This window comes from Achromobacter sp., from assembly GCF_032113835.1.
Lineage (GTDB): Bacteria > Pseudomonadota > Gammaproteobacteria > Burkholderiales > Burkholderiaceae_B > Achromobacter.
The window spans coordinates 16792-43144 of sequence record NZ_DAMCTG010000011.1 but is presented as its reverse complement, the minus strand read 5'-3'; the positions used below and the strand labels follow the sequence as shown (position 1 = coordinate 43144).

Below are 26353 nucleotides of genomic sequence, written 5' to 3'. Positions count from 1 at the left end.
GGTCCATGACTGCTCCCGCCGTCCGCGCCCGAACCTCCGCGGGTCACGCCGGCCCCTCGCGCCGGCTGTACCTGCTTTTCAGAATCGGCGCGGATCGCTATGCGCTGGACGCCGGGGACATCGCCGAAGTGCTGGGGCTGCGTATCCTCAAACAGGTGCCGGGTGCGCCGCATTGGGTGGCCGGCATGATGGAGCGCCGCGGCGTTGCCGTGCCGGTCCTCGACATGAGCGCGCTGGCCGGCGCCGGCACGTACGCCGCCGTCACCAGCACGCGCGTGGCGCTGGTGCGCTACCGGCCGGATCACGCGGACGCCGAGCGCCTGCTTGGGCTGATCCTGGAACAGGCCACCGAAACCGTCCATTACGACCCGTCGGCGTTTCAGCCGCACGCGCTGGACAATGCCGAGGCCCGCTATCTTGGTCCGGTCCTGACCGATGCGCACGGCATGGTGCAGGCGGTTTCGGTCAATGATCTGCTGCCCGCCTACGTGCGGGCGCTGCTGTTTCCGTCCGACGGCAGCGCGCCGACAGCCGAGGCGCAGCCATGAGCCTGGTCGAAGAATTCAGCGGGCTGCTCAAGCGGCGCATGGGACTGGACAGCGGGTCCATCGGCCAGGCGGCGGTCGAGCGCGCCGTGCGGCACCGCATGCACGCCGCCGGCGTGGACGACGAGCAGGACTACTTGATGCGTGTGCAGGCCTGGCCCGACGAGATGCAGCAGCTGATCGAAGCGGTGATCGTGCCCGAAACGTGGTTCTTCCGGTATCCGGAGTCGCAGGACGCCATGGCGACGCTGGCGCGCGAGCGCCTGTTTGCGCCCGGTTGCGAGGCCCGCGTCCTGCGCGTGCTGAGCGTGCCGTGTTCCAGCGGCGAAGAACCGTATTCCATCGCGATGGCGCTGCTGGATGCCGGCGTGCCGCCGCACCGTTTCCATGTGGACGCGCTGGACATCAGCGTGCGCATGGTCGAATTCGCGCAGCGCGCCGTGTATGGCCGCAATTCGTTTCGCGGGGGCGATCTGGCGTTTCGCGACCGCCATTTTTCAGAGGTGCCGGACGGCCATCAACTGGCTGCGCGCGTGCGCGGGCAGGTCCGGTTCCAGCCGGGCAACCTGTTCGATGCGAACCTGTTGGCGGGCGCCGCGCCGTATGACTTCGTGTTCTGCCGCAACCTATTGATCTATTTCGACATGCCCACGCAGGAACGCGCCGTGCAGGTGCTTCGCCGATTTGCGCGCGATGACGGCGTGCTGTTCGTGGGACCGGCCGAGACCAGTCTGCTGACAGGCCGCCGGCTGCCTGCCGTGCCGCTCTCGCGTTCCTTTGCATTCCGCGCCAAGCCCGCGCCCGTGCCGGCCGAGCCAGCCGCCGCCGCCGCGCGCGCGCCGCTGTCCAGCCAGGGGCCGATCGTGCACGCCTGGACACCGCCGCGCCGCCCGGTCGCGCAGACGCCCGCGCCCCGGCTGCCGTTGCCGCACGCGGCCATTGCCGGCACGCCCTCCGCACCCCAACCCGCACCGCAACCCGCACCGCCCGCCGTCCAAACGGGGCAGGCCGCACAGACTTCACTGCGCGAGATCGCCGCCCTGGCTGACCTGGGCCGGGTTCGCGATGCGATGGCAAAATGCCAGGGGCATATCGAGATCCACGGCGCCAGCGCCGACGCGCTGCATCTGCAGGGGCTGCTGCTGGATGCCGAAGGGCAGTCGCGGCAGGCGCAGGCCGCATATCGCAAGGCGTTGTACCTGGACCCGAACCACCGCGAGGCGCTGCTGCATCTGGCCGCGCTGGTGGCGTCGGATGGCGATCACGAGGGCGCCCGCCGCCTGCAAGCGCGCGCGGCGCGCGGGGAGGCGCGACGTGACTGACGTGATTGACACGATCGAAGCGCTGTCCGGCGTGGACGACTGCTGGAACCGTATCGGAATACGCGGCGACAAGAGTTGCTCGCAGCTTGCCGGCCACGTGCATTGCCGCAACTGTCCGGTGTATGCCGCGGCGGCCAAGCGCATTCTTGACCGCCTGCCACCCGCCATGGAAGCGGCCGACGAGGCCGTGCCGCCGCAGCAGTCGGACAATCTGTCGTCGCTGCTGGTGTTCCGGCTGCACCGCGAATGGATGGGCCTGCCCACCCGCTCGCTGGACGAGGTGGCCGGCACGCGCGGCATCATCAGCCTGCCGCACCGGCGCGATCCGGCGGTGCTGGGCGTGACCAACGTGCGCGGCACGCTGACAGTGTGCGTGTCGCTGCCGCGCCTGTTGGGACTGGACGCCGCGGCGCTGCAGACGCGCGATCGTCCCGCCACGGCCCGCATGCTGATTTTCGGCGGCGCCGGCCGCGCCGTGGTGCTGCCCGTGGACGAAATCGAGGGCATGCACGAAGTGGACCTGGAGGCGCTGGAGCCGCTGCCGTCGACGGTGCAGGGCGCAAGCCTGAAGTATTCGCGCGGCGTGGCGCGCTGCGGCGGCCGCGCCGTCGGCGTGCTGGACGAAACCCTGCTGATGCAGGCATTGGAACGGAGTCTCGCGTGAATCCCGATCAGATGCGCGATGCCTCGCTCCTCGAACTGTTCCAGATCGAGACCCGCACCCAGGTGCAGGTCTTGAACGACGGGCTGCTCGCCCTGGAAAAGAACCCCACGTCCGCGCCGCACCTCGAAGCCTGCATGCGCGCCGCGCATTCGCTGAAGGGTGCGGCGCGCATCGTGGACCTGCATCCGGCGGTGCGCATCGCGCACGCCATGGAAGACTGCCTGGTGGCCGCGCAGGAAGGCCGCCTGCGCCTGCAGGCAACCGACATCGATGCCTTGCTGCTGGGCACCGACTTGCTGCAGCGTGTCGCGACGCCCGGCGTGGAGCTGGACGCCGAGATCGGCGATCTGGTGGCGCGGCTGAGCAGCGCGCCCAATCTCCCGAACGCATCCCCGTCTCCCGCCGCGACTGCGGCCCAGGCGCCGCGCACGGGACGGCCGTCGGACTACCTGCCGCCCATCGTGCGGATCGAAGACGAGCCCGCTGCGCCGGCGCCCGCCGCAAAACCTGCCGCACCCGCCGCGCTGCCCTCGCGCCGCAGTTCGGACGGCATTGTGGGCGAAGGCGAGCGGGTGCTGCGCGTGACCGCCGACACGCTGAACCGCCTGCTCGGCTTGTCCAGCGAGACGCTGGTCGAGTCGCAATGGGTGGGACCCTTCAGCACCGCCATGCTGCGGCTGCGACGGATGCAGACGGGCGCGGCGCACGCGCTGGATGGCCTGCGGGCCGTGCTGGCCGAGCAGCAGCTGGACGCGCGCGGCCAGGCCGCGCTGGACGATGCGCAACGCATCCTTGAGCAATGCCAGCGTGAACTGACGCAACGCGCCAGCGAAGTCGACGAATTCGGCTGGCGCATGAATCACCTGACGCGGCGCCTTTATGACACCGCGCTCGCCTGCCGCATGCGGCCCTTTGGCGACGGCGTGGGCGGCATGCCGCGCATGGTGCGCGACCTGGGCCGTTCGCTGGGCAAGCAGGTTCGCCTTGAGATCGAGGGCGAAAACACGCAGGTGGATCGGGACATCCTCGAAAAGCTGGATGCGCCGCTCATGCACCTGTTGCGCAATGCCGTGGATCACGGCATCGAGGCGCCCGAGGTCCGTGAACGCGCTGGCAAGCCGGCCGAGGGGATGATCACGCTGTCGGCGCGCCATTCGGCGGGCATGCTGCTGGTCGAACTGGCCGACGACGGCACCGGCATTTCGCTGGACCACCTGCGTGAAGAGGTCGTCGAACGCAAACTCACCAATGCCGAAACCGCGGCGCGCCTGAGCGAAGCCGAGCTGCTGGAATTCCTTTTCCTGTCGGGCTTCAGCACACGTGATGAGGTGACCGAGATCTCAGGCCGCGGCGTGGGGCTGGACGTGGTCCAGACCATGGTGCGCCAATTGCGCGGCGCGGTGCGGGTCTACCAGCAGCAGGGACGCGGCACGCGCTTCGTGCTGGAAATGCCGCTGTCGCTGTCCGTGGTGCGCAGCCTGCTGGTCGAAGTGCAGAACGAGATCTACGCGTTTCCGCTGGCCTACGTCAGCCACGCGTTGCAGGTGGACGCCCGGGACATCGAGCAGTTGGAGGGGCAGCAGCATTTCCGGTTCCAGGACCGCCAGATCGGCCTGGTGTCGGCGCGGCAGATCCTGCGCGCCGGCGAGGCCGCGCCGGACACGGATACCTTGTCCGTGGTGGTGGTGGGCGACCATGACCGGCTCTACGGCATCGCCGTGGACCGTTACGTGGGCGAGCGCACGCTGGTCGTGCAGCCGCTCGATCCCCGCCTGGGCAAGGTGCAGGACGTGATGGCGGGTTCGCTCATGGACGATGGCACGCCGCTGTTGATCCTGGACGTCGAGGACATGCTGGTGTCCGTCCAGAAGCTGATCGAGGGCGGGCGGCTGTCGCGGGTGGACAGCGGGTCCGGCGCCGCGGCCGCGCGCCGCCGCAAGCGCGTGCTGGTGGTGGATGATTCATTGACGGTTCGCGAGCTTGAGCGCAAGCTCCTGCTGAACCGCGGATTCGATGTGGCGGTCGCCGTGGACGGCATGGACGGCTGGAACATGCTCCGCAGCGAGGACTTTGACCTGATCGTGACCGACGTCGACATGCCCCGCATGGATGGCATCGAGCTGGTGTCGCGGATCAAGGCGGATCCCAAGCTGCAGACCCTGCCCGTCATGGTGGTGTCGTACAAGGACCGGGAAGAGGACAGGCAGCGCGGGCTGGATGCCGGCGCGGACTACTATCTGGCCAAGGGCAGCTTTCACGACGATGCGCTGCTCGACGCCGTTGAAGACCTCATCGGGAAAGCACGGACGTGAGAATCGGGATCGTCAACGACATGCCCCTCGCTGTCGAAGTTCTGCGGCGAGTCATTGCATTGGAACCGGGTCTGGAAGTCGCCTGGACGGCGTCGGACGGCCTGGAGGCCGTCCAGCAGTGCGCGCGCGACCGCCCGGACGTCGTGCTGATGGACCTCATCATGCCCGTCATGGACGGCGTCGAGGCCACGCGCCGCATCATGGCTGAAACTCCCTGCGCCATCGTCGTGGTCACCTCCGACGTGGCGGGCCATACATCGCGCGTCTTCGACGCGATGGGCCACGGCGCGCTGGACGCGGTGGATACGCCGGTGGTGGGTGCGGCCGACATGCGCACCGCGGCGGCGCCGCTGCTGCGCAAGATCCGCAACATCGGCTGGCTGATCGGCCGTTACAGCAACCGTCCCGCGCTGACGCCGGTCAGCAAGCCTGCGGCGCCGGCGAGCGCGCGGCGGCTCCTGGCGGTGGGTGCGTCGGCCGGCGGCCCCGCCACGCTGGCCCAGCTGCTGCGCGACATTCCCCTGGATTTTCCGGCAGGCATCGTGCTGGTGCAGCATGTGGACGCGTCGTTCGCCGCAGGCATGGCGGACTGGCTCAATGACCAGGTGCCGCTGCCGGTCAGGCTGGCGCGCGAAGGCGAACGGCCATTGCCCGGCCAGATCCTGCTGGCGGGCACGGATGACCATCTGACGCTGCTCGAGGATGGTACCCTGCGCTACACGGATTGCCCCCGCGAAAGCCTGTATCGGCCTTCCATCGATGTCTTCTTTCATAGCGTCGCGCAGCACTGGCGCGGCGTGGCGGTCGGCGTGCTGCTGACCGGCATGGGGCAGGACGGGGCGCGCGGCCTGAAGGCGCTGCGCGAGCGCGGTTGCCTGACCATCGCACAAGACCAGGCCACCAGCGCCGTCTATGGCATGCCGAAGGCAGCCGCGGCCATGCAGGCCGCGGTGGAAATCCGGCCGCTCGAACAAATTGCGTCCCGCGTCATCCAGGCGTTCGCCTGAGCCGCGGCACATCGTTGGACATCAAGGACTCACTATGCTTCCATCCCCTGACGACACGGTCTCCGCGGATCTCAATTCGCACGGGGCGATGGTGTTGCTCGTCGACGACCAGGTCATGGTTGGAGAAGCCATCCGGCGGGCGTTGGTGCCCGAGGGCAACATCGATTTTCACTATTGCTCGGATCCCTACAAGGCCTTGAGCGTCGCGATCCAGACCCGGCCCACGGTCATCCTGCAGGATCTGGTGCTGCCCGGCGTGGACGGCCTGAGCCTGGTGCGCGAATATCGCGCCCATCCCGTCACGCGCGACATCCCGATCATCGTTCTGTCGACCAAGGAAGATCCCGCCATCAAGAGCGCAGCCTTCGCGGCGGGCGCCAACGACTACCTGGTCAAGCTGCCGGATTCGATCGAATTGATCGCGCGCATCCGCTACCACTCGCGTTCGTACATGGCGCTGGTGCAGCGCGACGAAGCCTATCAGGCGCTGCGCCAGAGCCAGCAGCAACTGCTGGAAAGCAATATGGAGCTGCGCCGGCTGACCAATTCGGACGGCCTGACCGGCTTGGGCAACCGTCGCTATTTCGATGAATACCTGAATGCCGAATGGCAGCGCGCGGGGCGCGACGGCCGCGAGATCAGCATGCTCATGATCGACGTGGACCACTTCAAGTCCTACAACGACACCTATGGCCACATCGCGGGCGACGAGGCGCTCAAGCGCGTCGCCAACACCATCTTCGCCAGTTGCGACCGCTCCACTGACCTGGCGGCGCGTTTTGGCGGCGAGGAATTTGCGCTGGTGTTGCCGGGCACGCCGGGCGGCAGCGCGCGGCTTGCGGCTGAAAAGCTGCGCCGCGCCGTGGAAGCCATGCAGATTCCCCAGCGCGACGCGGGCTTCGGCCCGTGGCTGACGGTCAGCATCGGGCTGGCGACGGCGGTCCCGCAAGAGGGGCAGCCGTGCACCGAGCTGATTCAGGCCGCCGACCGCGGCCTGTATGAAGCGAAGCGGCAGGGGCGCAACCGGGTGGTGCCCGGACAGATCTGACGCGCGTGCCTGCCGCCCCGCCTGCTAGCGGGGTTGGCGGCCGCCGATGCTGGCTGCGCCCAGCATCAGCAACAGGCTGACGGCAACGGCCGCCGCGGCCATCGCCATGCCTTCACCCACCGAACCCTGCTCGAACTGCCGCCACACGAAGATCGACACGGTCTGCACGCCGGCCGGCGCCAGCAGCAGCGACGTCACCAGTTCGCGCGACGCCACGGCAAACACCATCAGCATCGACGCCGCCAGCCCGGGCAATACCAGCGGCAGGACGATGCGCCGCAGCGCGCGCGCCGCGCTGGCGCCATGGACGCGCGCGGCGGCTTCCAGATTGGCGCCGATCTGCGCCAGGGCCGCGCCAACATAACGCACTGGGTAGGGCAGCAGCAGGCAGGTGTACGACAGCAGCAGGATGCCCCAGGTCCCGTAGGGCGTTGCCGGCCAGAACGGCTGGTTCCACGCCAGGATCAGGCCGACGCCGACCACCACGCCGGGCAATGCCGCGGGCAACAGGGCCAGCGCGTCGATCAGCGCGGCGCCGCGCACGTGACGCCAGGCGACGCACCACGCCGCCAGCAATCCCACCGCGCCCGCCAGGAGGGCCGTCCCGCTCGCCAGCGACAGGCTGGTGGACAAGGCCTCCCATGCGTCGCCGCGTGCATCGAACAGCGCGGCGAAGTTGGCCAGCGTCAGATTGCCGGCCGACAGGCCGCCCGACACGTTGCGCGTCAGCGCGGCGGCCAACATCGACGCCAGGGGCGCCGCCACCGCGATCAGCGCCACCATGGCAAAGGCCAGCAGCACGGGCGCGCGCCATGGACCCAGTTCGCCGCGCGCCAATGGCGCGGGTTTGCCCGTCGTGGTTTCGAAGCCGCGGCCGGCCAGCGCGGCGCGTTGGACGGCGTAGGCGGTCAGCGCCAGCGCCACCAGCACCAGCGACAGCAGCGACGCGCCGGGCAGGTCGATGGGCCAGTCGGCCAGCCGGCGTTCGATGGCGGTGGTCAGCACGGCGACACCCGATTGCGAGCCGAGCGCCGCAGGCACGCCGTACTCCTCGATGGCGAGCGTGAACGCAAGCAGCAGGCTGGCCGCAATGGCGGGCAGCGCCAGCGGCAGCGTGACGAGCAGGAAGGCGCGCCACGGACCCGCGCCGAACACGCGCGCCACGTCCGCCATCCGCGCGCCGGTGGCCGCCATGCTGCGCGAGACGGCGAAATACACGACGGGAAAGATCGCCAGGCTCATCGCCAGCGTCACGCCCGTGGGCGAGAACAATAACGGGCCGAGATTGAAGCCCGTCAGTTGTTCAAGATAGCCGCGCGGCTGCAGGGCCATCGTCCACGACAACGCCGCGATGTAGGGCGGAAGCAGAAAGGGGACCAGAAACAGCAGATCCCACAACCGCGCCAGCGGCACGCGGAACAGCCCGCGCAGCGCACCGAGCGGAATGCCGATGGCGGCGCTGACCGCGGCCACGCCCAGGCCCAGTTTCAGCGTGCCGCCGATCAGGCTGAGCGTGCCGGGACTGCCCAGCGTCGCAGGCCAGGCGCCGAACGGGTCGCGCAGCGAGCCCTCGGCCAGATGGGGAAAGACAGCTTGCAGCGCCACGAACGCCATGGGCAAGGCGACGAGCACCGCCAGGGCGGCCAGGGTGGCGGCCGCCAGGAGATAGAGGCTTTTCATGGAGGGGATCGGATGCCGGCCGGACCGGCATCCCGGCCTGTCAGTGTTGGCCGAAGATCCGGCCGAAGCGGGTCAGCACCTCGGCCCGGCTGGCGCCGGATTCGGTTGCGGTGTCCGGCAGCAAAGCCAGATCCTTGAACACGGGCCGCTTGGCCGCCACGTCCTGACGCGCGGGCATCAGCCAGGCGTCCGCCACGGCGCGCTGGCCTTCTTCGGACAGCACGTAGTCCACGAACTTGCGCGCCTCGTCGGCCTGGCGTGCGGTCTTCAGGATCATCATGGGGCGCGGGGCGATGGCGGTGCCGCTGGACGGGAAGATGACCTTCACCGACTCGCCCTTGGCCACGCTGGCGTACGACACGTAATCCACCGCGCCGAACACGGCCGCCTTGGCGCCTTGCAGCACCGGCGTCAACGCCTGGGCGTTGGGACCGGAGATGTTCATGCCGTTGTCGCGCAGCGTCTCGAAGAGCTTCCACGCGGCGTCGCCCTGAGCGTTCTGCAGGCCCAGCAGCAGGTCGAGCGATGCGCCCGACAGGGCCGGATCCGGCATGGTGACCGACTGCTTGAATTGAGGGCCGGTCAGGTCGGACCAGTCGCGCGGTTCGGGCGTGCCGCTGGCCGTGTTCCAGACGATGCCCAGCGCCGAAATGCCTTGCGCGACGTAGGTGGGGGCCTTGAAGCGCGCCGGCACCTGCGCGGCATTGGGGCTTTCATAGGCCATCAGCCAGCCGCGCTGGTCCAGGTCCTGGGCGGTATCCCAGGACGCCGAGATCAGCACGTCGGCGCGCGGGTTGGCCGCTTCGGCCTCCAGTCGCGCCATGACCTTGCCCGTGGTGGCCTGGAACACATCCACCTTGATGCCGGTTTTTTCCTGGAAGCCGGCCGCCAATTGCTTGATGAGGCCGCCTGGTCCGGCGGTGTAGACGGTCAGCGCCTTGGCCTGGCCCGAGGCCAATCCGATAGAAAGCGTCATGAAGAGCGTAGCGAGTAGTTGGGAAGAAGGTGCGAGTGACATTTAAGCAGAGTCCTTGTTGACCGGCACGAGTTCGGCGATGCGGCCGTTTTGCATGCGGGCGATCGTGTGCGCCAGCGCATGGGCTTCCTCGTGGTCGTGGGTGACGTAGACGGCGGTCGTGCCGATCCGGCGCAGCAGCGCGCCGATCTCGGCGCACAGCGTTTCGCGCAGCGTCCGGTCCAGATTGGAGAGGGGTTCGTCGAACAGCAGCACGCGCGGGCGGGCGACAATCGCGCGCGCCAGCGCCACGCGTTGCTGCTGGCCGCCGGACAGGTCGGTGGGACGGCGTTCGGCATGTTCGTGCAGGCCGACCATGGCCAGGGCGTCGCGCACGAGCGCGGGGCGCTCACGGCGCGAGACGCCCCGCATTTCAAGCGGAAAGGCCACGTTGCTGGCCACGCTCATGTGCGGCCAGAGGGCGTAGTCCTGGAACACCATGCCCAGGTCACGGCGCTCCGGCGGCTCGTGCTGGCCAGCGCTGCTGACCACCGCGCCGCCGAACCGGATGTCGCCGTGCTGCGGCCGCAAGAGGCCCGCCAGCGCCTTGAGCAGGGTGCTCTTGCCGCAGCCGGAGGGCCCGAGCAGCGCCAGGACCGTGCCCGCAGGCACGTCCAGGTCCACGCCGTCCAGCACCGTATGGCCGTTGAACGCATGCCGCAGGCCGCGCACGGCGATAGCCGTGCCGCCGGCGTTGGAGGCGGGCGCGTTCAAAACCGATGCCGCATGCCGAGGTTCAGGCCGAACTGGTTCTTGCCCGGTTCGACGTTCGCGCCGTACTTGCCGCCGACCACGCTCAAGGACGATTTGTCGTCGTTGATGGCGTAGGCCGCGACGGCGTACAGCGTGGTGCGCTTGGACAGGTCGTATTCGTTGCCGAGCACGATCATGGTCGACTTCTGACCGGTGCCGGCGGCTTGCACGGCGGGGCAGGCCGCGTTGTTCATGTCGTCGCACACCGAGTCGTTCAGGTGATAGACGGCGGCCGACAGACGCACGTTGCCTTGCGGCTTGTAGGTCGCGCCCAGCCACGTCATGTTGTTCTTGTAGCTGCGTTGCGTGAGCTTCTGGTCCAGCCAGCGGTAGCCGGCGTACACCTTGACGTCCTCGAAGTCGTACGACACGCCCGCCACGACGCGGTCTTCGCGGTTGCTGCTGCCGGCGCCCGTCTTGGGCTTGTCGGCGTTCTTCGAGTGATACAGCAGCGCGGCGTCCAGGCCGCCCGATTTGTAGCGCAGACCGCCGCCCACCATGCGTCCGAGCTTGCTGTCATCGAACGACTGTTCGTTGTTCCAGCCGAAGCTGTAGTAGCCGCCGACGGAAACAGGACCCAGCTTGCCGACGTACATGACGGCGTTGTCGGTGCGGTCCGAGAACGCGGCGTCGGGCCGCTTGATCGAGAAATTGGCGTTGTCGAACGGGTTGTACTTGCTCATCCATTCGATCATCAGCGTGTTGTGGCGGCCCAGCGTCAGGCGGCCCCACGTGTTGCTGAAAAAGCCGACGTAGGCCTGGCGCCCGAACAGACGTCCGCCTTGCAGGCTGTTGCCGTTGCCGGAGTCAAAGCCGTTTTCCAGGACGAAGATGGCGGAAACGCCGTCGCCCAGGTCCTCGGAGCCCTTCAGGCCCCAGCGCGAACCGTTCAGGTTGCCGGCGCTCATGCCGGTCTTGCTGTTGCCGCCCGGACCGTTGCTGAGGTATTGCAGGCCGGTGTCGATCAAGCCGTAGAGCTGAACCGAGGTGGCGGTGGCGGCGAGCGCTGCGGGCGCTGCCAGGGAGAAAGCGGACAGGCAGGCGCCAGCCGCCGCAATGCGGAGTGTCGATTTCAAAATGAAAGTCCTCTTTGGGATTCAATCGGAGCCGACACTCTAGGGGCGGGTTGCTACAGGTCGATGACACTACCCGCCCGTCTTGCCATCCTTCCGATGCGATCGGGACGGAAGATGAGTAGTTGTCCGATGAAAGTGAACCCGGGGCAAGGTGTCTGACACCCTTTGCACATCTGCCCGATGCGACGCCCATCTCTCAAGGGTGTCAGACACCGGCCAGCAGATGAAAGTGAACCCGGTGCAAGGTGTCTGACACCCTATGCACACCGGCCCGATGCGACGACCGTCTCTCAAGGGTGTCAGACACCGGCCAGCGCAGCGCCGGCGGTCATTCGTGCTCGAGCGTCTTCTTGTCTTTCCGATGCGATCTGAACAGAAGATGGGTCGTCGCCAGATGAAAGCGCACGGCGATCTCGGCGCATTCGGGATCGCGCGCGCGGATGGCGGCGATGATCTGGCGATGGTGTTCCACGCTGCGCAGCATGTCGTCGCGGCCGTAGAAATAGAACGAGCCGATGATGATCGGCATGTCCAGCAAGTTTTCGACCAGCGACCGCACCCGCGCCGATTGCGCGGCGTTGAGCAGGGCGTGGTGGAACAGGTTGTTGTAGTGCTGGACTTGGGCCACGTGGTCGGGCGCGCCGGAGTTGACGGCGTCGAGCATGCACTGGTTGATGCGGTCCAGTTCGTCGATCTGTTCGGGCGTGGCGCGCTCGGCGGCGGCCTTGGCGGAATAGGGTTCGAGCAGCATGCGCAGCTCGAAGGCTTCGTCGATGTCGCGGTCCTGCCAACCCAGCACGACGGCTCCGCGCCGGCCTTCGCGGGTGACCAGACCGTCCGCGATCAGGCGTTCGATGGCGTTGCGCACGGGCGTGCGGCTGACGGAGAGCTGGGTGGCGATGTGTTCCTCGCGCAGCGGCTCGCCGGGCAGGAACGATCCGGCCATCAGGCGGCGGCGCAACTCTCCGTATACGTAATCACTGGCGCTCGACATGACGCGGCTTGGCTCTTCTCGTTTTTCGAAGCTGGGACTATAACAACGGCACGCGGGGCCATGGTCGCCGAGACTTTGGCCGCCGCGCTCGCAGGTTCTACACGGTCACCCCGTGTTCCGCCAGCCGCGCCAGAAAGCGCGGCCAGACTTCCGGATTGAGCAGGCGTGCCGGACGGCGGCCGGCAAGCATGTCCATGATCTGCGTAGCCGAGCCCTGCGCCACCTTGCGGCGGCCTTCGTGCGTGACGCCGCCCGTGTGAAAGGCGGCGGCCACGTCCGCACGCTGCAGGAGGCCGCTGCGCGGAGGCGGCGGTTCCACCTGCCACACGTCCAGCCCAGCACCTGCAATATGCCCGGACTCCAGCGCCGCGAGCAGGGCGTCTTCGTCATGGATGCCGCCGCGCGCGGTGGAGACGAACAGCGCGCCGCGCTTCATACGGCGCAAGGCGGCGGCATTGACCATCCCGCGCGTGACGGCGTTCAGCGGGCAGTGCAGGCTGACGATGTCGGCCTGTTCCAGCAGCGCATCGAACGAGACCGGCGCCGCGCCGCGTTCGGCGATCTGCGCGTCGGTCAGCAGCGGATCGTACGCAACGACCTTCAAGCCAAAGCCCGCTGCAATCCGCGCCACCCTGCGCCCGATCTCGCCGATGCCGACGATGCCGATGACGCGGCCTTCGATCTCGTGACCCATCAGGGCCTCGCGGCTGACGGCGGTGCCGGCGCGCAGCGCGGCTTCCGATTCGCCCAGCCGCTTGACCAGCGACAGCAGCAGGGCAAAGGTCATTTCGGCGACCGATGCGGCATTGGCGCCAGCCTGGTTGACGACGGCCACGCCCGCGCGGGTGCAGGCGGCCACGTCCACCGTGTCGTAGCCCGCGCCGCCCGAGGACACGCACAGCAGTTGGGGACATTGGGCCAGGAGATCCGCCGATACCTGCCAGCGGGCCGGAACCTCGTCCTTCGCCGCGCTGACGTGATACGCGTGCGCGCCGGCCAGGCCGGCGGCCGTCACCGCGTCGCCATCGGCCGGCAGCACGCGCAGGTCCAGCGTATCGTCCCGCGCAATGGTCTCGTCGAACACCGGATCGATCCACAGATCCAGGCGCGCGACGCGCAACTGGGGCCTGCTGACTGGCGCATCGCTCATGGTCAGACTCCCGTGCAGCCCAACGCGCGCAGTCGGGCGTCGACCCACGACGTATCCAGCGTGCCGGCGGCAATGTCCGCCAGCATCTTGGTTTCCACGTCGTGCTTTGCCGCGGCGGCCTCAAAGATGGCTTGCGCCTGCTCGAACGGCACGGCAAGCAGCCCGTCGTCGTCGCCCAGGATCAGATCGCCCGGCGCGATGGTCATGCCGTCCAGCGCGACCACGCAGTTGATTTCGCCCGGGCCGTCCTTGTACGGGCCGCGGTGCGTGACGCCGGCCGCGTAGACGGGAAACGCGCTGCGGCGGATGGTGCCGCAGTCGCGGATGGCGCCGTTGATGATGATGCCCGCGATGCCGCGCGACTCGGCGTAGGTCGTCATGATCTCGCCGATGATCGCGTTGGTCAGGTCGCCGCCGGCATCGACCACGATGACGTCGCCCGGTTGCGCCAGGCTCAGCGCCTTGTGCACCAGCAGGTTGTCGCCGGGACGCGTGCGCACGGTGAGCGCCGGGCCGGCCAGCGGCGTGCCGTCGTGCATGGGCCGCAGGCGAGCGCCGCCGGCCGTCATGCGCGACATGCAATCGCTGACGTTGGCGACCGGCACCTGGCGGAATTTATCGACCAGTTCCTTGCTGACCGCGCGCTGGCGGGCGTGGATTTCAAAACCTGTCATCACTGCTCCTGATAGCTGGATATCTACAAATCGGGTTCACTGCTTGGGAATGCCGGCTTCCTGCACGACCTTGCCGAAGGCGTCGTGGTCCGTGCGGTGGCGGCGCGCCAGGTCGTCGGGCGAGCCCTTCAGCACGCTGTAGCCGGCGTCCTCAAGCTTCTTGATCAGTTCGGGGTTCGACTGCACCTTCTGCAGCTCGCTGTTCAGCGCGGCGATCACGTCGTCCGGCGTCTTGCCCGGCGCCATCAGGCCCCACCAGATCGACTGGTTGATGGTCGGAAAGCCGCTTTCGGGAAAGGTCGGCACGTCCGGCAGGGCGGGCGAACGCTCGCTCGCGACGACGCCCAGCGCGCGCACCTTGCCGCCGCGGATCTGCGGCAGCAGCGACGCGACGGAGCCGACGTAAATGTCGATCCGGCCGCTGGCCAGATCGGGGAAGGCCTGGCTCCAGCCGCGGTACGGCACGTGCATCAGTTCCATGTTGGCGGCCTTGCGCCACAAGTAGCCGGTCAGGTCGCCCGTGCCGCCGATGCCGGGAATGCCGAGCGAAACTTGGTTGGGACGCGCCTGCGCGGCCTTGACGACGTCGGCGATGGTCTTGAACGGCGAATCGGGCACCACGACGAAGACGCTGGGCGAAGACGCCACGGGGCCGACCGGCTTGAAGTCCTTGAAGGTGTCGTAGCTGAGCTTGCTGTAGAGCCAGGGGTTCAGCACGATGTTGTCGGTCTGCGCCATGACCAGCGTGTGGCCGTCGGGTTGGGCGCGCGCCGTGGCGTCCAGCGCTAGGTTGCCGCCGGCGCCGGGCTTGTTCTCGACGACGATGTTCCAGCCAGCGTCCTGGCTGATGGCGCTGCCGATCATGCGCGTCAGGGTGTCCGTGCCGCCACCGGGGGGGAACGGCGAGATCAGCGTGATGGGGGCCTTGCCCAGGTCGGCCGCGTGGGCGGCGGCGCAGCTCAGCACGAGCGTGGCGGCCAGCAGTTGCTTGAATAGTTTCATTGTCTTCCTCACGAAGTGTTATGCAGATTCGGTCCGCGCTCTGGGGCGCGGTGGGGATGTCAGGACTGGCGGGCCAGCGTGGTCAGCCAGGCCAGGCGCGCCTCGACCGTGTCGGGCGCCGGGGCTTCGCCCTTGGCGCGCGCGGCCTCGATGCCGCGGGTGGAACGCGCAAAGAGCTGTTCGACGCCATCCAGGACCAGGGGCTCAAGGCCCGCTTCATGCAGCTGGTCGCGCGCTTCGCGCACTTCGGCAAGCCGGCGCGGCGCGTGCAGCACGTGCGAGCGCACGAACGAGTCCATGAATGCCGTCAGCGGCGTGCGGTCGATGTCGGCCAGCACTTCGTACAGCGATTCGCGCAGACCCATGCGCTCGGCCGCCACGAGGCATTCGACGGCCAGGCTTTCCATGCCTTTGGTCATGATGCTGCGCAAGAGCTTCAAGCGCACCGCGTCGCCGGGCTTGCCTTCGATGATCCGGACCGTGGCGCCCGCGCTTTCGCCCAGCGCCGTCACCACGTCCGCGCCTTCGCCGGCGCATAGCAGTGGCGTCTTTTCGGCCAGCAGGGCGATGGCGCCCATGATGGCCACGTCCATGAAAGGGATGGCGCTCGCGGCTGCGGCCGCGGCCGCTTTCTGCATGTCGGGCGCGCTGGCGGTGGTGAAATCCGCGTAGACGGCGCCGGCGCGCATGTGGGGAAAGGCTTGCGCGGCGACTTCCGCTGCGCTGTAGCCGTACACGGCCGAGACCACGACGTCGGCCTCGGCCAGCCAGGCGCCCGGTTCGGCATGCAAGGCCGCGTCTGCGGCCTTGGCGCGGTCCGCCATTTCTGCGTCCGAGCGCAGGTCGCAGATGCCGACGATGCGATGTCCTGCGGCGATCCAGGCCCGGGTGTAGCAATGGCCGACCTCGCCACAACCAATCAGTGCGATTTTCATCTTAAAAACACATTAAAAAAACAATACGTGTTTATAGATCGGCAATTTACGCGGCGAAAGAAGGTGTTTACCCTAGGTTTTTCACGCACAAAGTACATTAAAAAAACAATCAGGCCTTTCTTTGCAGCAGGTGATAGCCCAGCGCGGCGCGCGCTTCGCGGATGGTCGCGCCCTGGCTGATCCGCTCGCGGATCGCGGCCTCCACGGCTTCAATCTTGCGCGCGGTCTCGGCCACTTCACGAGCGCGCTCGCGCGGCACGATCACCACGCCATTGGCGTCGGCCACCACGATGTCACGCGCGGCCACACGCACGGTGCCCACCGCGACGGTGGTGTTCACCGACTCCACCTCCACCCGGTCCTTGCCGGTGCGCATGAAGCGGCCGGCGCTGAAAACCGGATAGCCGTCGCCCAGCGCCTTGCCCACGTCGCGGCACACGCCGTCAATGACGGTGCCGGCGATGCCGCGCAGGCCGGCGTATTGCGTCATGATGTCGCCCCATACCGTGCAGTCGGTGCGGCCATCGTTGTCGATCACCACGATGTCGCCTTCGGCGACGTCATCGATGAAGTCGCCGACCGTGCCGGCGGGCGTCGCGGCGGGGACGTACTTGACCGTGAAGGCCGGGCCGACAACCGGGCGGGCATAGTTGTCCAGCGGCATGATGTCCTGCGCCTGGCCGTGCAGACCCAGCTTGTCCATGGCGTCGGACACGCCCGGCGTATCCAGTCCTTCAAATAGGGCGACCAGCTCCTGGTCGTGTGCGGCGGCTTTCTTGGGGTTTGTCATCGTCGTTCCTTTGGTGAGTGGGGCAGTGAGGGCGCGTCGGGTCACTTCGCGTGGATGGCTTCGAATTCCTTGTCGTGCATGACCTCGGCGACCGAGCGGCCGGCGCGCACGGCGGCGACCATGCCGTCCTGCCGCGTTGCAATGCGTTCGGCCAGATCCAGCACTTCATCGATTCGGGCGGCCGGCACGAACACGGCGCCGCAGCGGTCCGCGATGACGTAGTCGTCTTCATGGACGGTCACGCCGGCCATCTGTACGGGCTTGCCGGCATCGATCTGGATCACGCGGTTGCGGGCGCTGATCATGGTGATGCCCCGTCCATAGACGGGGTAGCCGATCGATTCGCTGCCTTCGATGTCGCGGCTCAGACCGTCGATGACGGAACCTCGCACGTGTTTGGCGCGCGCCGCATTGGCCAGGATGTCGCCCCAGCAGGAAATGCCCTCGGCGCCGCCGGCGATGACCAGCACGCGGTCGCCGGTCTGCACGGCGTCGATGACGGGAGAGATCAGATGCACGGCCGGTTTTGCGTCCGTCTTGGGGCCCAGTTGGATGGTGCTGGCGCGGCCCACGATCTTCGGGCAGTCCCACAGCGGCCGCAGGCCGAAGGTGGCGCCGGGCAGTCCAAGAAAGTCCAGGGCGTCCGAGACGGTATTGGTGTCCAGCGAGGCAAGGCGGTCGAGTGTGGATGCTTGGGACATGGGGAAACCTCCTGAGTGAAGGTTTGATTATGGGAACGGCTTCTTGATAGATAAATTCGTTTTCAAGTATCTCTGTGATACGGTTCCAGGATCAGCGCGGCAGCGCGCAACCGGCGACGAGGACACGGCATGAGCACGATCGACTTCAGGCTGATACGGCAACTCTGGATGTTTCTGGCGGTGGCCGAGGAACGGCATTTCGGACGGGCGGCAGCGCGGCTGGGCATGTCGCAGCCGCCGCTGACCGAGCAGATCAAGGTGCTGGAACAATCGCTGAAACTCCAGCTCTTCGAACGGTCGCGCCGGGGCACGCAGCTTTCGGCGGCGGGCGCGGCGATCCTGCCCGCGGTGCGCCAGTTTGCCGGTCAGGTCGAACACCTGGAGCGCGTCGTGCGGGAGGTCGCGTCGGGCCAGTCAGGCGTGCTGCATGTGGGCGCGATCACCTCGGCAATGCTGGACACCGTTCCGCCGCTGCTCAATGAACTGAAGCGGGCGCACCCGAGTCTGACGGTCTTCGTGCGGGAGATCGACAGCGTCGAGGCGGTGCCGGCGCTGCTGTCAGGGGAACTGGACATGGCGTTCGTGCGCATCGATGGCGACGTCGGCGAGGGCATCTCGACGCTGCCGTTGACCGAGGACCGGTTGGCCGTGGCGCTGCCTGACGACCACAAGCTGGCGGCGTTGCCCCGCGTGCGCCTTCAGTCGTTGGCGGCGGAGCAGCTTGTGATGTCGTCCCGGCAGGTGAGCCCGGTGTACTTCGACATGCTGACCGCGATCTGCCGCGCCCACGGCTTCACGCCCCGCGTGCTGCACGAGGTGCGGTCGGTGGCCTCGCAGGTCGCCTATGTGGGATGCGGCCAGGGCGTGGCGCTGGTGCCGGCGTCGATGAAGAAGCTGGCGCCCGCCAACGTCGTCATCCGGCCATTGAAGGAAAAGGTCATGGTGGTCACGGCCGCGCTGGCGTGGAATACCGCGCGCTTTCATCCGCTGGTCGAGGTAGCTGTGCAGTGGCTTGAAAAAACGTATCGCAAGCGGCGTCCGGAAGGGTGATGCCAGGCGACGCGGCAAGCGCTGCCTGGCATCAGGCGCCTACTTTTTCGCGGCGGCCTCTTGCTGGAAGGCGCGTGTCTGCCGGGCCAGGCTGGCCCGCCATTCCTCGCCCGGCTGAAAGGCCAGCACGGCTGCGTCGCGTCCCGATGCCGCCAGAAAGGCGGGGTCCTTGAGGGTGTCCTCAAGCGCCTGTTCCAGCTTGTCGCGGATGGCGTCCGGCAAGGTCGCCGGGCCGCCCATGCCGCGTTCGGACGAGTATCGCAGCGCCACGCCGGATTCCGCCGCGGTGGGGATGGTGTTGTGGCGCTTGTCGCTGGTGATGGCGATGGCCTCGAAAGGGCCTTTCGGGTCGATCAGTTCCGGCACCTCGCTCACGGTGATCAGACCGTAGTCGATGTGATCGCCCAGGATCCCCAGGCGGATGTCGCCGCCGCCCTTGAAAGGCACGCTGGTGCCTCGCACGTTCTGGCTGCGCTCCATGTCCATCAGTGCCAGATGGCCGGTCGTGCCGTCGCCGCTGTGGCCGAAGGACAGCGATTCGGGCGACTGCTTCAGCTTTGTGACGAGCGCCGGCAGGTCGTCCGGCGCGTTGGATCCGCGGCGCTTGATGAAGAGCAGCGGGTCGTCGACCAGACGGGCGATGAGCCGGATGTCTTCGGGCTTGTACTTCGCCCCCTTGCTGACGGGCAGGTACACGAAGCCGGGCGCGTTGATCATGCCCAGCGTGTAGCCGTCGGGTTTGGCCGCCGCGACGTAGCGCACGGCGATTTCGCCGCCGGCCCCGGGCTTGTTGATTACGATGATCCGGGTCTTGTCGCCCAGGCGCTTTTCCATGTGCTGGGCCACCAGCCGCGCCATCACGTCCGTGCCGCCGCCGGGCGCGAAACCCACCACCAGTTCGATCGGACGGTCGTCCGGCCAGGCGGCATACGACGCGCCGGCCGCCAGGGCCAGCGCCCCGGCAATCAGAATCCGCTGAAATGCATTTGCTTTCATGCTTGTCTCCTTGATTGGCTGTCATGCGCCACGACGTGTCAGTTGACCTGGATGCCTGCGGACTGGATGAGCTGGCGGTAGCGGTCCAGTTCCTCCGCCCAGAACGCCGTGAAGGCCGCGGGCGTGCTTTGCCGCAGTTCCGCGCCCATGGCGATGAGCCGTTGCGAATAGGCGGGATCGGACATCACGGCGTTCAGGGCGCTGCTCAGTTTGTCCACGATGGGCGCGGGCGTGCCGGCCGGCGCCGCCAGGCCGAACCACGTGGTCAGTTGCATGCCGGCCATGCCCAGTTCCTCGAACGTGGGCACGTCGGGAATGGCCTTGAGCCGGGCGTCTGAGGCAACGGCCAACGCGCGTACGCGCTGGCTCTGGATGTGGCCAATCGCGCCGTTGTCGAACATGTAGTCCAGCCGTCCGCCCATCAAGTCGGTCAAGGCAGGGTTGTTGCCCTTGTACGGCACATGCGTGACCTCGATCTTGTTGATCGCGCGAAACAGTTCGCCCGAAAGATGCCCCGAGTTGCCGGTGCCGCCGGAGCCGTAGGTCAGTTTGCCGGGTTGCTTGCGCGCCGCGGCGACGATGTCGGCCGGACGCTTGAACGGCGAGTTCTCGGGGACGATGAGCACGCTGGGCACCAGCGCGACTTCACCGATCGGGGTGAAGTCCTTGATGGGGTCGAAATGCACCTTGGCATACAGGTTGGGCGCCGAGACGTTGGCCGAGCTGCTGGCCAGCAGGAGGGTGTAGCCGTCCGGCGCGGCGCGGGCGAATTGGGTGGTTGCGATGGTGCCGGAAGCGCCCGCCACGTTTTCGACCACGACCGTCGCATTCAGGCGCTTGCCCAAGGCATCGCCCAGCGAGCGGCCAATGGTGTCCGCCGAGCCGCCCGCGGGCCACGGCACGATGAGGCGTATCGGTTTGTCCGGATACGGCGCGGCCGCCATGACGGCCGCGCTGAACGCTGATGCGAGGGCGCCGCACGCCCAACGCTTGATGGGAAAGCGCATGTTTGTCTCCTTGTTGAACCCTCCCTCTTGCTCGATGGCGTGTCGGGGAGGTGTGAAAAGGCGCCGCGATCAATCTGTACGAGCCTTGGCGGCCTCCTTGGGAAGATGCGCAAGGACCAGGGACAGCAGCAGGTCCTGCGAATGGGTGAAGAAGTGATCCGCGCCGGGGACGACGATGATCGGATGGGAGGTGGGCCGTGCCCACGCCAGCAGCGGCTGCAAGGGCGCCTGCGTGTCCGATTCGCCATGGATCAGCACCACGCCGGCGGGCAAGGGGGGCGTGTCGTAGACCCGGTCTCCCTCGACGGCGCCAACCGGCAGCCCGGCCAGGATCGCGGCGGCGGGTGGGGCGTCCTGGTCGGTCAGCGCGCGAATCGCGTGGGCCAGGGCGTAAGCGCCGAATGAAAAGCCGATGAGCGCCAGTGGCATATCGGGGGACTCGGCACGTACGGCATGCACGACGGCAAGAATGTCTTCGGCTTCGCCCAGGCCGTGGTCATACACGCCGGCGCTGGCGCCCACGCCTCGAAAGCTGGGCCGTATCGCAAGCCATCCGGCGTCCCGCACGCCGTGCGCCAGTCTGTGCGGGATCTTGTGGCGCGGCGTGCCGCCCAACAGCGGTTGTGGATGGGTAACGATCGCCACCCCAACGCGCGGCGTGGCGGGGCGGTCGATCAGCAATTCCAGCGGACCGGCCGGACCGGGGATCAGCCGTGTTTCCGTCCTTGCGCCGGCGGGGTGTTCGGTATCAATCAAGTGGGACATGTCGGCCAGATAGCGCTGTCAGGTGTCCCAGATTAATCCGTTATGAAAAGGCCGAATAAATAGAATTTCGTGATGGGTTTCATCACGGCGGGAGATGGCGCGGCCGGCGAGCCGGCTACTTGGCCAACCAGCGGGCGGAGGGCCAGCGTGCATTGCGCACCGCATCGCGGGCGCATTGGATCAATTCGTTCATGACGCAATGCACGGAATTGGCGATGGGACGGGTGGCGGGTTGCGCCAGCACGATGCGCCGCACCAACAGCGGATCCACGACCGGGGCAGCGGCCAGGATTGCGCGATCGACGTCGTCGGCCACGGCGATCGAGGGCAGGATGGTGTAGCCATGGCCGTCCAGCACCAGGCGCTTCTGCACGCTCATCGCGTTGGTCTCGGCCACGATGTGCAGCTCGGTCTCTTGCGTGCGCGCGGCCTGTTCGACCAGTGAGCGCAATCCATGTGGCGCGCCCGGCAGCACAAGCGGCCGGCCGATGATGTCGGCCATGCGAACGGGCGTGCGGGTATCGAGTCCGCTGTCCGGCGGCCCCACGAACCACAGGCTCTCTTCCAGCAAGGTGCGGAACTTCAGCGCGGGATTCGGCTTGGAGTCGTACAGCAGCGCGATGTCGACATCGCCGGTCTCCAGCCACGACTGCAGGTGTCCGGCATACCCCGCCGTCAGCCGCAGGCGGATGCCGGGATAGTGGGCCGCCACGGCGGACAGCAGCGCGCTGGACAGCATGTCTGCCGTGCTGGGCAAGAGGCCCACGGTGACGATGCCGCCCACCGTGCCGCTGGACGGCCGGATCTCGGCGCGGGCGCGGTCCAGTTCATTCAGCGCGCGCCGCGCATAGTCCTCGAGCGTCTTGCCGGCGTCCGTCAGTTCCATGCCAAGGCGGCCGCGCGTGAAGAGCGGCGTGCCGATATCGTCTTCCAGCAGTTTCAATTGCCGGGAGACTGCCGGCTGCACGATGTTCAGCAGGCGGGCGGCGCTGGTCACGCTGCCGGTCTCGGCCACGGTCACGAACGCCTTCAGTTGCTTCAAGTCCATCTGCGGCTCCGGGTATACGCAAGGGTGATGAATTCCATCACAAAATTCTATTTAGTTGGCGATTCTATAGCGACATAAGATACCTCGCAGCACTTAGCCACCGGGAAACCCACTCATGACTTCAACCACTACCGAGGCCCCTGCCTGGCAGCAAGCCGCGTTCGACGCGCTGAAAGCCGGCGGCATCCGCCAGATCGCCTACGTGCCGGACGCCGGCCATTCCTATGCCATCCGGCAAGCGCAGCTAGATCCGGAAATCACCGACGTGGTCCTGACCACGGAAGAAGAGGGCGTCGCCGTCGTCAGCGGCGCCTGGCTGGGCGGCCAGCGCGCCGCGTTGCTGATGCAAAGCAGCGGCGTGGGCAATTGCGTGAACATGTTTTCGCTGCTGCGCAGCTGCAACTTTCCCTTTCTCACGCTGGTGACGATGCGTGGCGAGTACGCGGAATTCAATCCCTGGCAGGGGCCGATGGGCAAGACGACCCAGCAGGCGCTTGAGCTGATGGGCATCACGGTGCTGCGGGCGTCGAACCCCGACGAGGTCGGAGAGATCGTCAGTGCCGCCGCCGATTCCGCATTTCTGGCCGGCGAGCAGGTAGCCGTCCTGCTGTCGCAAACCTTGATTGGACGTAAGAAGTGGGAGCGCAACTGATGTCGACCACCTTGAATGCTTCGGGCGCCGTGGACCGCCGCGCCTTCGTGTCGCAACTGATCGCGGCGTCGCCCGATGCGCTGATCGTCTCGGGCCTGGGGTCTCCGTCCTATGACGTTTTTGCCGCGGGCGACCGGGACCAGAATTTCTATCTGTGGGGCGCCATGGGAGGCTCCGTGGCGCTGGGCTTGGGTCTGGCGCTTGCGCAACCCGACCGGCCCGTGCTCGTCATCACCGGCGACGGCGAACAGTTGATGGGCGTGGGCACGCTGGGCACCGTCGGCGCCAAGCAGCCCAGGAACCTGACCATCGTGGTGCTGGACAACGGCCATTTCGGCGAGACCGGCATGCAGCGCAGCCACACCAGCCTGGGCACGGACCTGGTGGCCGTGGCGCAGGGGTTCGGCATCAAGGACGCGTTTGCCGTCAGGGAAATGGGCAGGGCGGGCGAGGTCGCCGAGCGCGTGATGGCGCGTCGTGGCGTCGCCTTCGCCCAGGTGTTCATCAATCCGGACGAACCGCCGCGCGCGCTGCCGCCGCGCGACGGTGTGTACGTCAAGAACCGCTTCCGGGCCGCGCTGGGATTTTCGACGTTCTGAGCAGCGGCAGCCCCTTGGGCTGCCATGCTGCATTCAGGCCAGGAGGCTGTGATGAAGACTTACTCAATGCGGATTGCGGGGGCGCCGGCCGCTGCCATCTCGGGCGAATGGTTCGAGACGCAGAACCCCTACACCGGCGAGACCTGGGCGCGGGTTGCGCGCGGAGCCGCGCAAGACGTCGATGTGGCGGTGCAGGCCGCCCACTTCGCCTTTTCGGAAGGCCCGTGGGCGGAACTGACCGCCACCGAGCGCGGCCGGTTGCTGTATCGGCTGGCCGATCTGATCGAACGGGATGCGCGCAAGCTCGCGGAAACGGAAGTCCGGGATAACGGCAAGCTGTTCGCCGAGATGCTGGGACAGCTGACCTACCTGCCGCAATGGTTCCGCTACTACGGCGGCCTGGCGGACAAGATCCACGGGGCGACGCTGCCCTTGGACAAGAAGGGCTATTTCACTTACACGCGCCACGAACCGCTGGGCGTGGTGGCGGCGATCACGCCGTGGAATTCGCCCTTGTTGCTGCTGGGCTGGAAGATTGCGCCGGCGTTGGCGGCCGGCTGCACGGTGGTCGTGAAACCGTCGGAGTTCACGTCCGCGTCGACGCTGGAGTTCGCGGAACTGTTCGACGAGGCGGGGTTTCCGCCGGGCGTGCTGAACGTGGTGACGGGCTATGGCCAGGAGGTGGGGGCCGCGCTGGTCCAGCATCCGCTGGTGCAGAAGGTCACCTTTACCGGGTCGGACCAGACCGGCCGCCTGATCAACGAGCAGGCCGCGCGTCTGCTCAAGCACACCTCGCTGGAACTGGGCGGCAAGTCGCCCAACATCGTCTTCGAGGACGCGGACCTGGAACAGGCCGTGTTCGGCGCGATCTCGGGCATCTTCGCGGCCAGCGGGCAAACCTGCATCGCCGGCTCGCGCCTGTTGCTCCAGGACAGCATCTACGATCGCTTCGTTGAAAAGCTGCTGTCGCTGGCGGGCGCCGCGCGCATGGGGGATCCGATGGATCCGGCCACGCAGGTCGGGCCGGTCACGACGCCGCCCCAATACCAGAAGGTGCTGGATTACATCCGCATCGCGCGGGACGAGGGGGCAACGCTGCTGCTGGGCGGCAAGGCCGCGCAACGGCCGGAATGCGGCAAGGGGTGGTTCGTGGAACCGACCATCTTCGGCGACGTGCGCAACGACATGCGCATCGCCCAGGAAGAGGTGTTCGGGCCGGTGCTGTCCATCATCCGCTTCAAGGACGAAGCCGAGGCGCTGCGGATCGCCAATGATGTCCGCTTCGGACTGGCCGCCGCGGTGTGGACGCAGGACATCGCCCGAGCCATCCGGATGTCGGAGCGCTTGAAGGCCGGCACGGTATGGGTCAACACGTACCGTGCGGTCAGCTTCATGGCGCCCTTTGGCGGCTACAAGGACTCGGGGCTGGGGCGCGAGAACGGCATGGACGCCGTCAAGGAGTTCCTGCAGGTCAAGAGCGTCTGGCTCAATAGCGGGGCGACCGCCAGCAATCCGTTCGTACTGCGTTGATCCGGCAGGAGCGGCCACGGACCGTGGCTCGCCTGCCTGGTTCTTCGATGCCGGCGCCGTGCTACGCGCCAGCGGTGCGCGTCGACTGCGCATCCGACTGGAAGATCTTGCCGAAATCGCATTGCTCCTGCGCCAGCGCCGCGATGGCGGAAATCAGGTTGCTGGGACGGTCGCCGCGAAAGACCGCCGCGTAGGCGGCAGGCGGCAGGGCGGGCGTCACCGTCAGGATTTCCAGCGCGCCCGACTCCACCATGGGCGCCAGAAAAGTCTTGGGCAGGTAGCTGATGCCCATGCCTGAGATCGCCAGACCGATCAACGCCACCAGGCTGTTGCTCAGCACGGTCTGCTCGGGCTGCACGCCCACCGAGCGAAACCACCGGTTGTAGAGCTGGCCCGTGCCGGAACGCTCGTCCTGCGTCAGCAGCCGGTGCTTGACGAGGTCCTGCACCTTGAGGCGCCGGCGCGGCGCCAGCCCTGGTTTGCACATCCACGAATTGACGACCTGACCGACCCGGCGCGACACGAAACGCTGGTCGTCGAACACGTCCGGCACGATCATCAGGTCGACCTCGTCGGCCAGCAGCTTGTCGCGCAGGATGGCGCTGGTATCGACGTGCGGCTCGATGATGACCCGGGGATAGCGCGCCTGGATGGCGCTCACCAGTCTTGGCAACCAGGTCATGGCCGTCAGTTCCGTGATGCCGATGCGAACGTGGCGCTCCATGACGTCCGGGCGCTGGAACTGCTCGATGGCCGCATCGCGCTGTTCCAGCAGCCGTTTCGCCAGCAGGAACATCTCTTCGCCTTTCTCCGTCAGCCGGGCCGTGCGCAACGTGCGGTCAAAAAGCGGCGTGTCGAAGAGCGCTTCCAGTTCCTGCACGCGCTTGGACACCGCCGATTGGGTGGTGTGCAGCCGATTGGCCGCCGGTGCAAAGCCGCCAAGCTGGACGACCCAATATACGGCTTCGAGTTGCTTGAACGTGATCAACGGCGCCTCCTTCGTGGCCGGAAAAGATCGAATTAAGGAATCTGATCGGA

General features: G+C 67.4%; 26 protein-coding genes. 10 read left to right on the top strand and 16 right to left on the bottom strand.

The genetic code is table 11. The features are described from left to right. Positions 1-5: 5 nt before the first annotated feature. Genes RT697_RS06715 through RT697_RS06690 form a run of 6 tightly spaced genes read left to right on the top strand, consistent with a single transcriptional unit; the run spans position 6 to position 6898 of the window. Positions 6-548, top strand: coding sequence for a chemotaxis protein CheW (locus tag RT697_RS06715; RefSeq protein ID WP_313697618.1), 543 nt, complete (start codon positions 6-8; stop codon positions 546-548). Continuing rightward, positions 545-1867 (top strand): CheR family methyltransferase, encoded by a 1323-nt coding sequence (locus RT697_RS06710; protein WP_313697616.1) that lies wholly within the window; start codon positions 545-547, stop codon positions 1865-1867. Before RT697_RS06715 ends, RT697_RS06710 begins: the two co-directional genes overlap by 4 nt. Beyond that, positions 1860-2531 (top strand): chemotaxis protein CheW, encoded by a 672-nt coding sequence (locus RT697_RS06705; RefSeq protein ID WP_409517407.1) that lies wholly within the window; start codon positions 1860-1862, stop codon positions 2529-2531. The genes RT697_RS06710 and RT697_RS06705 overlap by 8 nt, the downstream gene beginning before the upstream one ends. Further along, positions 2528-4843: a hybrid sensor histidine kinase/response regulator gene (locus tag RT697_RS06700; RefSeq protein ID WP_313697614.1), complete on the top strand. Its 2316-nt coding sequence runs from the start codon at positions 2528-2530 to the stop codon at positions 4841-4843. The genes RT697_RS06705 and RT697_RS06700 overlap by 4 nt, the downstream gene beginning before the upstream one ends. Continuing rightward, the gene (locus tag RT697_RS06695; protein WP_313697613.1) at positions 4840-5850 is read left to right on the top strand and encodes a chemotaxis response regulator protein-glutamate methylesterase; all 1011 of its coding nucleotides are present in this window, start codon (positions 4840-4842) and stop codon (positions 5848-5850) included. Before RT697_RS06700 ends, RT697_RS06695 begins: the two co-directional genes overlap by 4 nt. Before the next feature lie 34 nt (positions 5851-5884). Beyond that, on the top strand, positions 5885-6898 hold the full coding sequence (locus RT697_RS06690) for a PleD family two-component system response regulator (protein ID WP_313697611.1): 1014 nt from the start codon (positions 5885-5887) through the stop codon (positions 6896-6898). Positions 6899-6922: 24 nt separating this feature from the next. Here the strand turns inward: RT697_RS06690 and RT697_RS06685 are convergent, their stop codons facing one another. From RT697_RS06685 to RT697_RS06635, 11 genes are all read right to left on the bottom strand, one after another. Next, positions 6923-8578: an ABC transporter permease gene (locus RT697_RS06685; protein WP_313697609.1), complete on the bottom strand. Its 1656-nt coding sequence runs from the start codon at positions 8576-8578 to the stop codon at positions 6923-6925. A gap of 40 nt (positions 8579-8618) precedes the next feature. Beyond that, positions 8619-9554: an ABC transporter substrate-binding protein gene (locus RT697_RS06680; RefSeq protein ID WP_313697608.1), complete on the bottom strand. Its 936-nt coding sequence runs from the start codon at positions 9552-9554 to the stop codon at positions 8619-8621. Between the two features lie 42 nt (positions 9555-9596). Next, a complete protein-coding gene (locus RT697_RS06675; protein WP_313697607.1) occupies positions 9597-10307 on the bottom strand; it encodes an ABC transporter ATP-binding protein in 711 nt (236 codons plus the stop codon). After that, positions 10304-11422 carry a porin gene (locus RT697_RS06670; protein WP_313697605.1) on the bottom strand — a complete coding sequence of 373 codons (1119 nt, stop codon included), beginning with the start codon at positions 11420-11422 and terminating at the stop codon, positions 10304-10306. The genes RT697_RS06675 and RT697_RS06670 overlap by 4 nt, the downstream gene beginning before the upstream one ends. Positions 11423-11750: 328 nt before the next feature. Next, positions 11751-12416, bottom strand: a complete 666-nt coding sequence (locus RT697_RS06665; RefSeq protein ID WP_313697603.1) for a GntR family transcriptional regulator — start codon at positions 12414-12416, stop codon at positions 11751-11753. A 97-nt stretch (positions 12417-12513) separates the two neighbouring features. Beyond that, complete coding sequence (locus RT697_RS06660; RefSeq protein ID WP_313697601.1) at positions 12514-13566, bottom strand: NAD(P)-dependent oxidoreductase; 1053 nt, start codon at positions 13564-13566, stop codon at positions 12514-12516. A 2-nt stretch (positions 13567-13568) separates the two neighbouring features. After that, positions 13569-14240, bottom strand: coding sequence for an RraA family protein (locus RT697_RS06655; RefSeq protein WP_313697599.1), 672 nt, complete (start codon positions 14238-14240; stop codon positions 13569-13571). 36 nt (positions 14241-14276) lie between these two features. After that, complete coding sequence (locus RT697_RS06650; protein WP_313697597.1) at positions 14277-15242, bottom strand: tripartite tricarboxylate transporter substrate binding protein; 966 nt, start codon at positions 15240-15242, stop codon at positions 14277-14279. A 59-nt stretch (positions 15243-15301) separates the two neighbouring features. Further along, the gene (locus RT697_RS06645; RefSeq protein WP_313697595.1) at positions 15302-16177 is read right to left on the bottom strand and encodes an NAD(P)-binding domain-containing protein; all 876 of its coding nucleotides are present in this window, start codon (positions 16175-16177) and stop codon (positions 15302-15304) included. 109 nt (positions 16178-16286) lie between these two features. Continuing rightward, positions 16287-16967, bottom strand: a complete 681-nt coding sequence (locus RT697_RS06640) for an RraA family protein (protein WP_313697594.1) — start codon at positions 16965-16967, stop codon at positions 16287-16289. 41 nt (positions 16968-17008) lie between these two features. Beyond that, complete coding sequence (locus RT697_RS06635) at positions 17009-17668, bottom strand: RraA family protein (RefSeq protein ID WP_313697592.1); 660 nt, start codon at positions 17666-17668, stop codon at positions 17009-17011. 129 nt (positions 17669-17797) lie between these two features. Between RT697_RS06635 and RT697_RS06630 the strand changes: the two genes are divergently transcribed. Further along, on the top strand, positions 17798-18718 hold the full coding sequence (locus tag RT697_RS06630; protein WP_313697590.1) for a LysR substrate-binding domain-containing protein: 921 nt from the start codon (positions 17798-17800) through the stop codon (positions 18716-18718). A 39-nt stretch (positions 18719-18757) separates the two neighbouring features. Here the strand turns inward: RT697_RS06630 and RT697_RS06625 are convergent, their stop codons facing one another. The 4 genes from RT697_RS06625 to RT697_RS06610 form a co-directional block, all read right to left on the bottom strand. Beyond that, positions 18758-19714 carry a tripartite tricarboxylate transporter substrate binding protein gene (locus tag RT697_RS06625; RefSeq protein ID WP_313697588.1) on the bottom strand — a complete coding sequence of 319 codons (957 nt, stop codon included), beginning with the start codon at positions 19712-19714 and terminating at the stop codon, positions 18758-18760. A gap of 38 nt (positions 19715-19752) precedes the next feature. Further along, complete coding sequence (locus RT697_RS06620) at positions 19753-20721, bottom strand: tripartite tricarboxylate transporter substrate binding protein (RefSeq protein ID WP_313697586.1); 969 nt, start codon at positions 20719-20721, stop codon at positions 19753-19755. Between the two features lie 69 nt (positions 20722-20790). Continuing rightward, entirely contained in the window at positions 20791-21486 is a 696-nt protein-coding gene (locus RT697_RS06615) for an alpha/beta hydrolase (protein WP_313697585.1), read from the bottom strand. A 115-nt stretch (positions 21487-21601) separates the two neighbouring features. Next, complete coding sequence (locus RT697_RS06610; protein ID WP_105241563.1) at positions 21602-22534, bottom strand: LysR substrate-binding domain-containing protein; 933 nt, start codon at positions 22532-22534, stop codon at positions 21602-21604. A gap of 115 nt (positions 22535-22649) precedes the next feature. Here RT697_RS06610 and RT697_RS06605 point away from each other — a divergent pair, with 115 nt between their 5' ends. The 3 genes from RT697_RS06605 to RT697_RS06595 are packed head-to-tail and all read left to right on the top strand — an operon-like array spanning position 22650 to position 25315. Continuing rightward, positions 22650-23186: a phosphonopyruvate decarboxylase gene (locus RT697_RS06605; protein WP_105239255.1), complete on the top strand. Its 537-nt coding sequence runs from the start codon at positions 22650-22652 to the stop codon at positions 23184-23186. Beyond that, positions 23186-23785, top strand: coding sequence for a thiamine pyrophosphate-dependent enzyme (locus tag RT697_RS06600; RefSeq protein ID WP_313697582.1), 600 nt, complete (start codon positions 23186-23188; stop codon positions 23783-23785). The genes RT697_RS06605 and RT697_RS06600 overlap by 1 nt, the downstream gene beginning before the upstream one ends. Positions 23786-23836: 51 nt before the next feature. Continuing rightward, entirely contained in the window at positions 23837-25315 is a 1479-nt protein-coding gene (locus tag RT697_RS06595) for an aldehyde dehydrogenase (protein ID WP_313697581.1), read from the top strand. A 61-nt stretch (positions 25316-25376) separates the two neighbouring features. On the opposite strand, the gene RT697_RS06590 is transcribed toward RT697_RS06595, so the two are convergent. Further along, positions 25377-26303 carry a LysR family transcriptional regulator gene (locus tag RT697_RS06590; protein ID WP_313697579.1) on the bottom strand — a complete coding sequence of 309 codons (927 nt, stop codon included), beginning with the start codon at positions 26301-26303 and terminating at the stop codon, positions 25377-25379. Positions 26304-26353 lie beyond the last annotated feature (50 nt).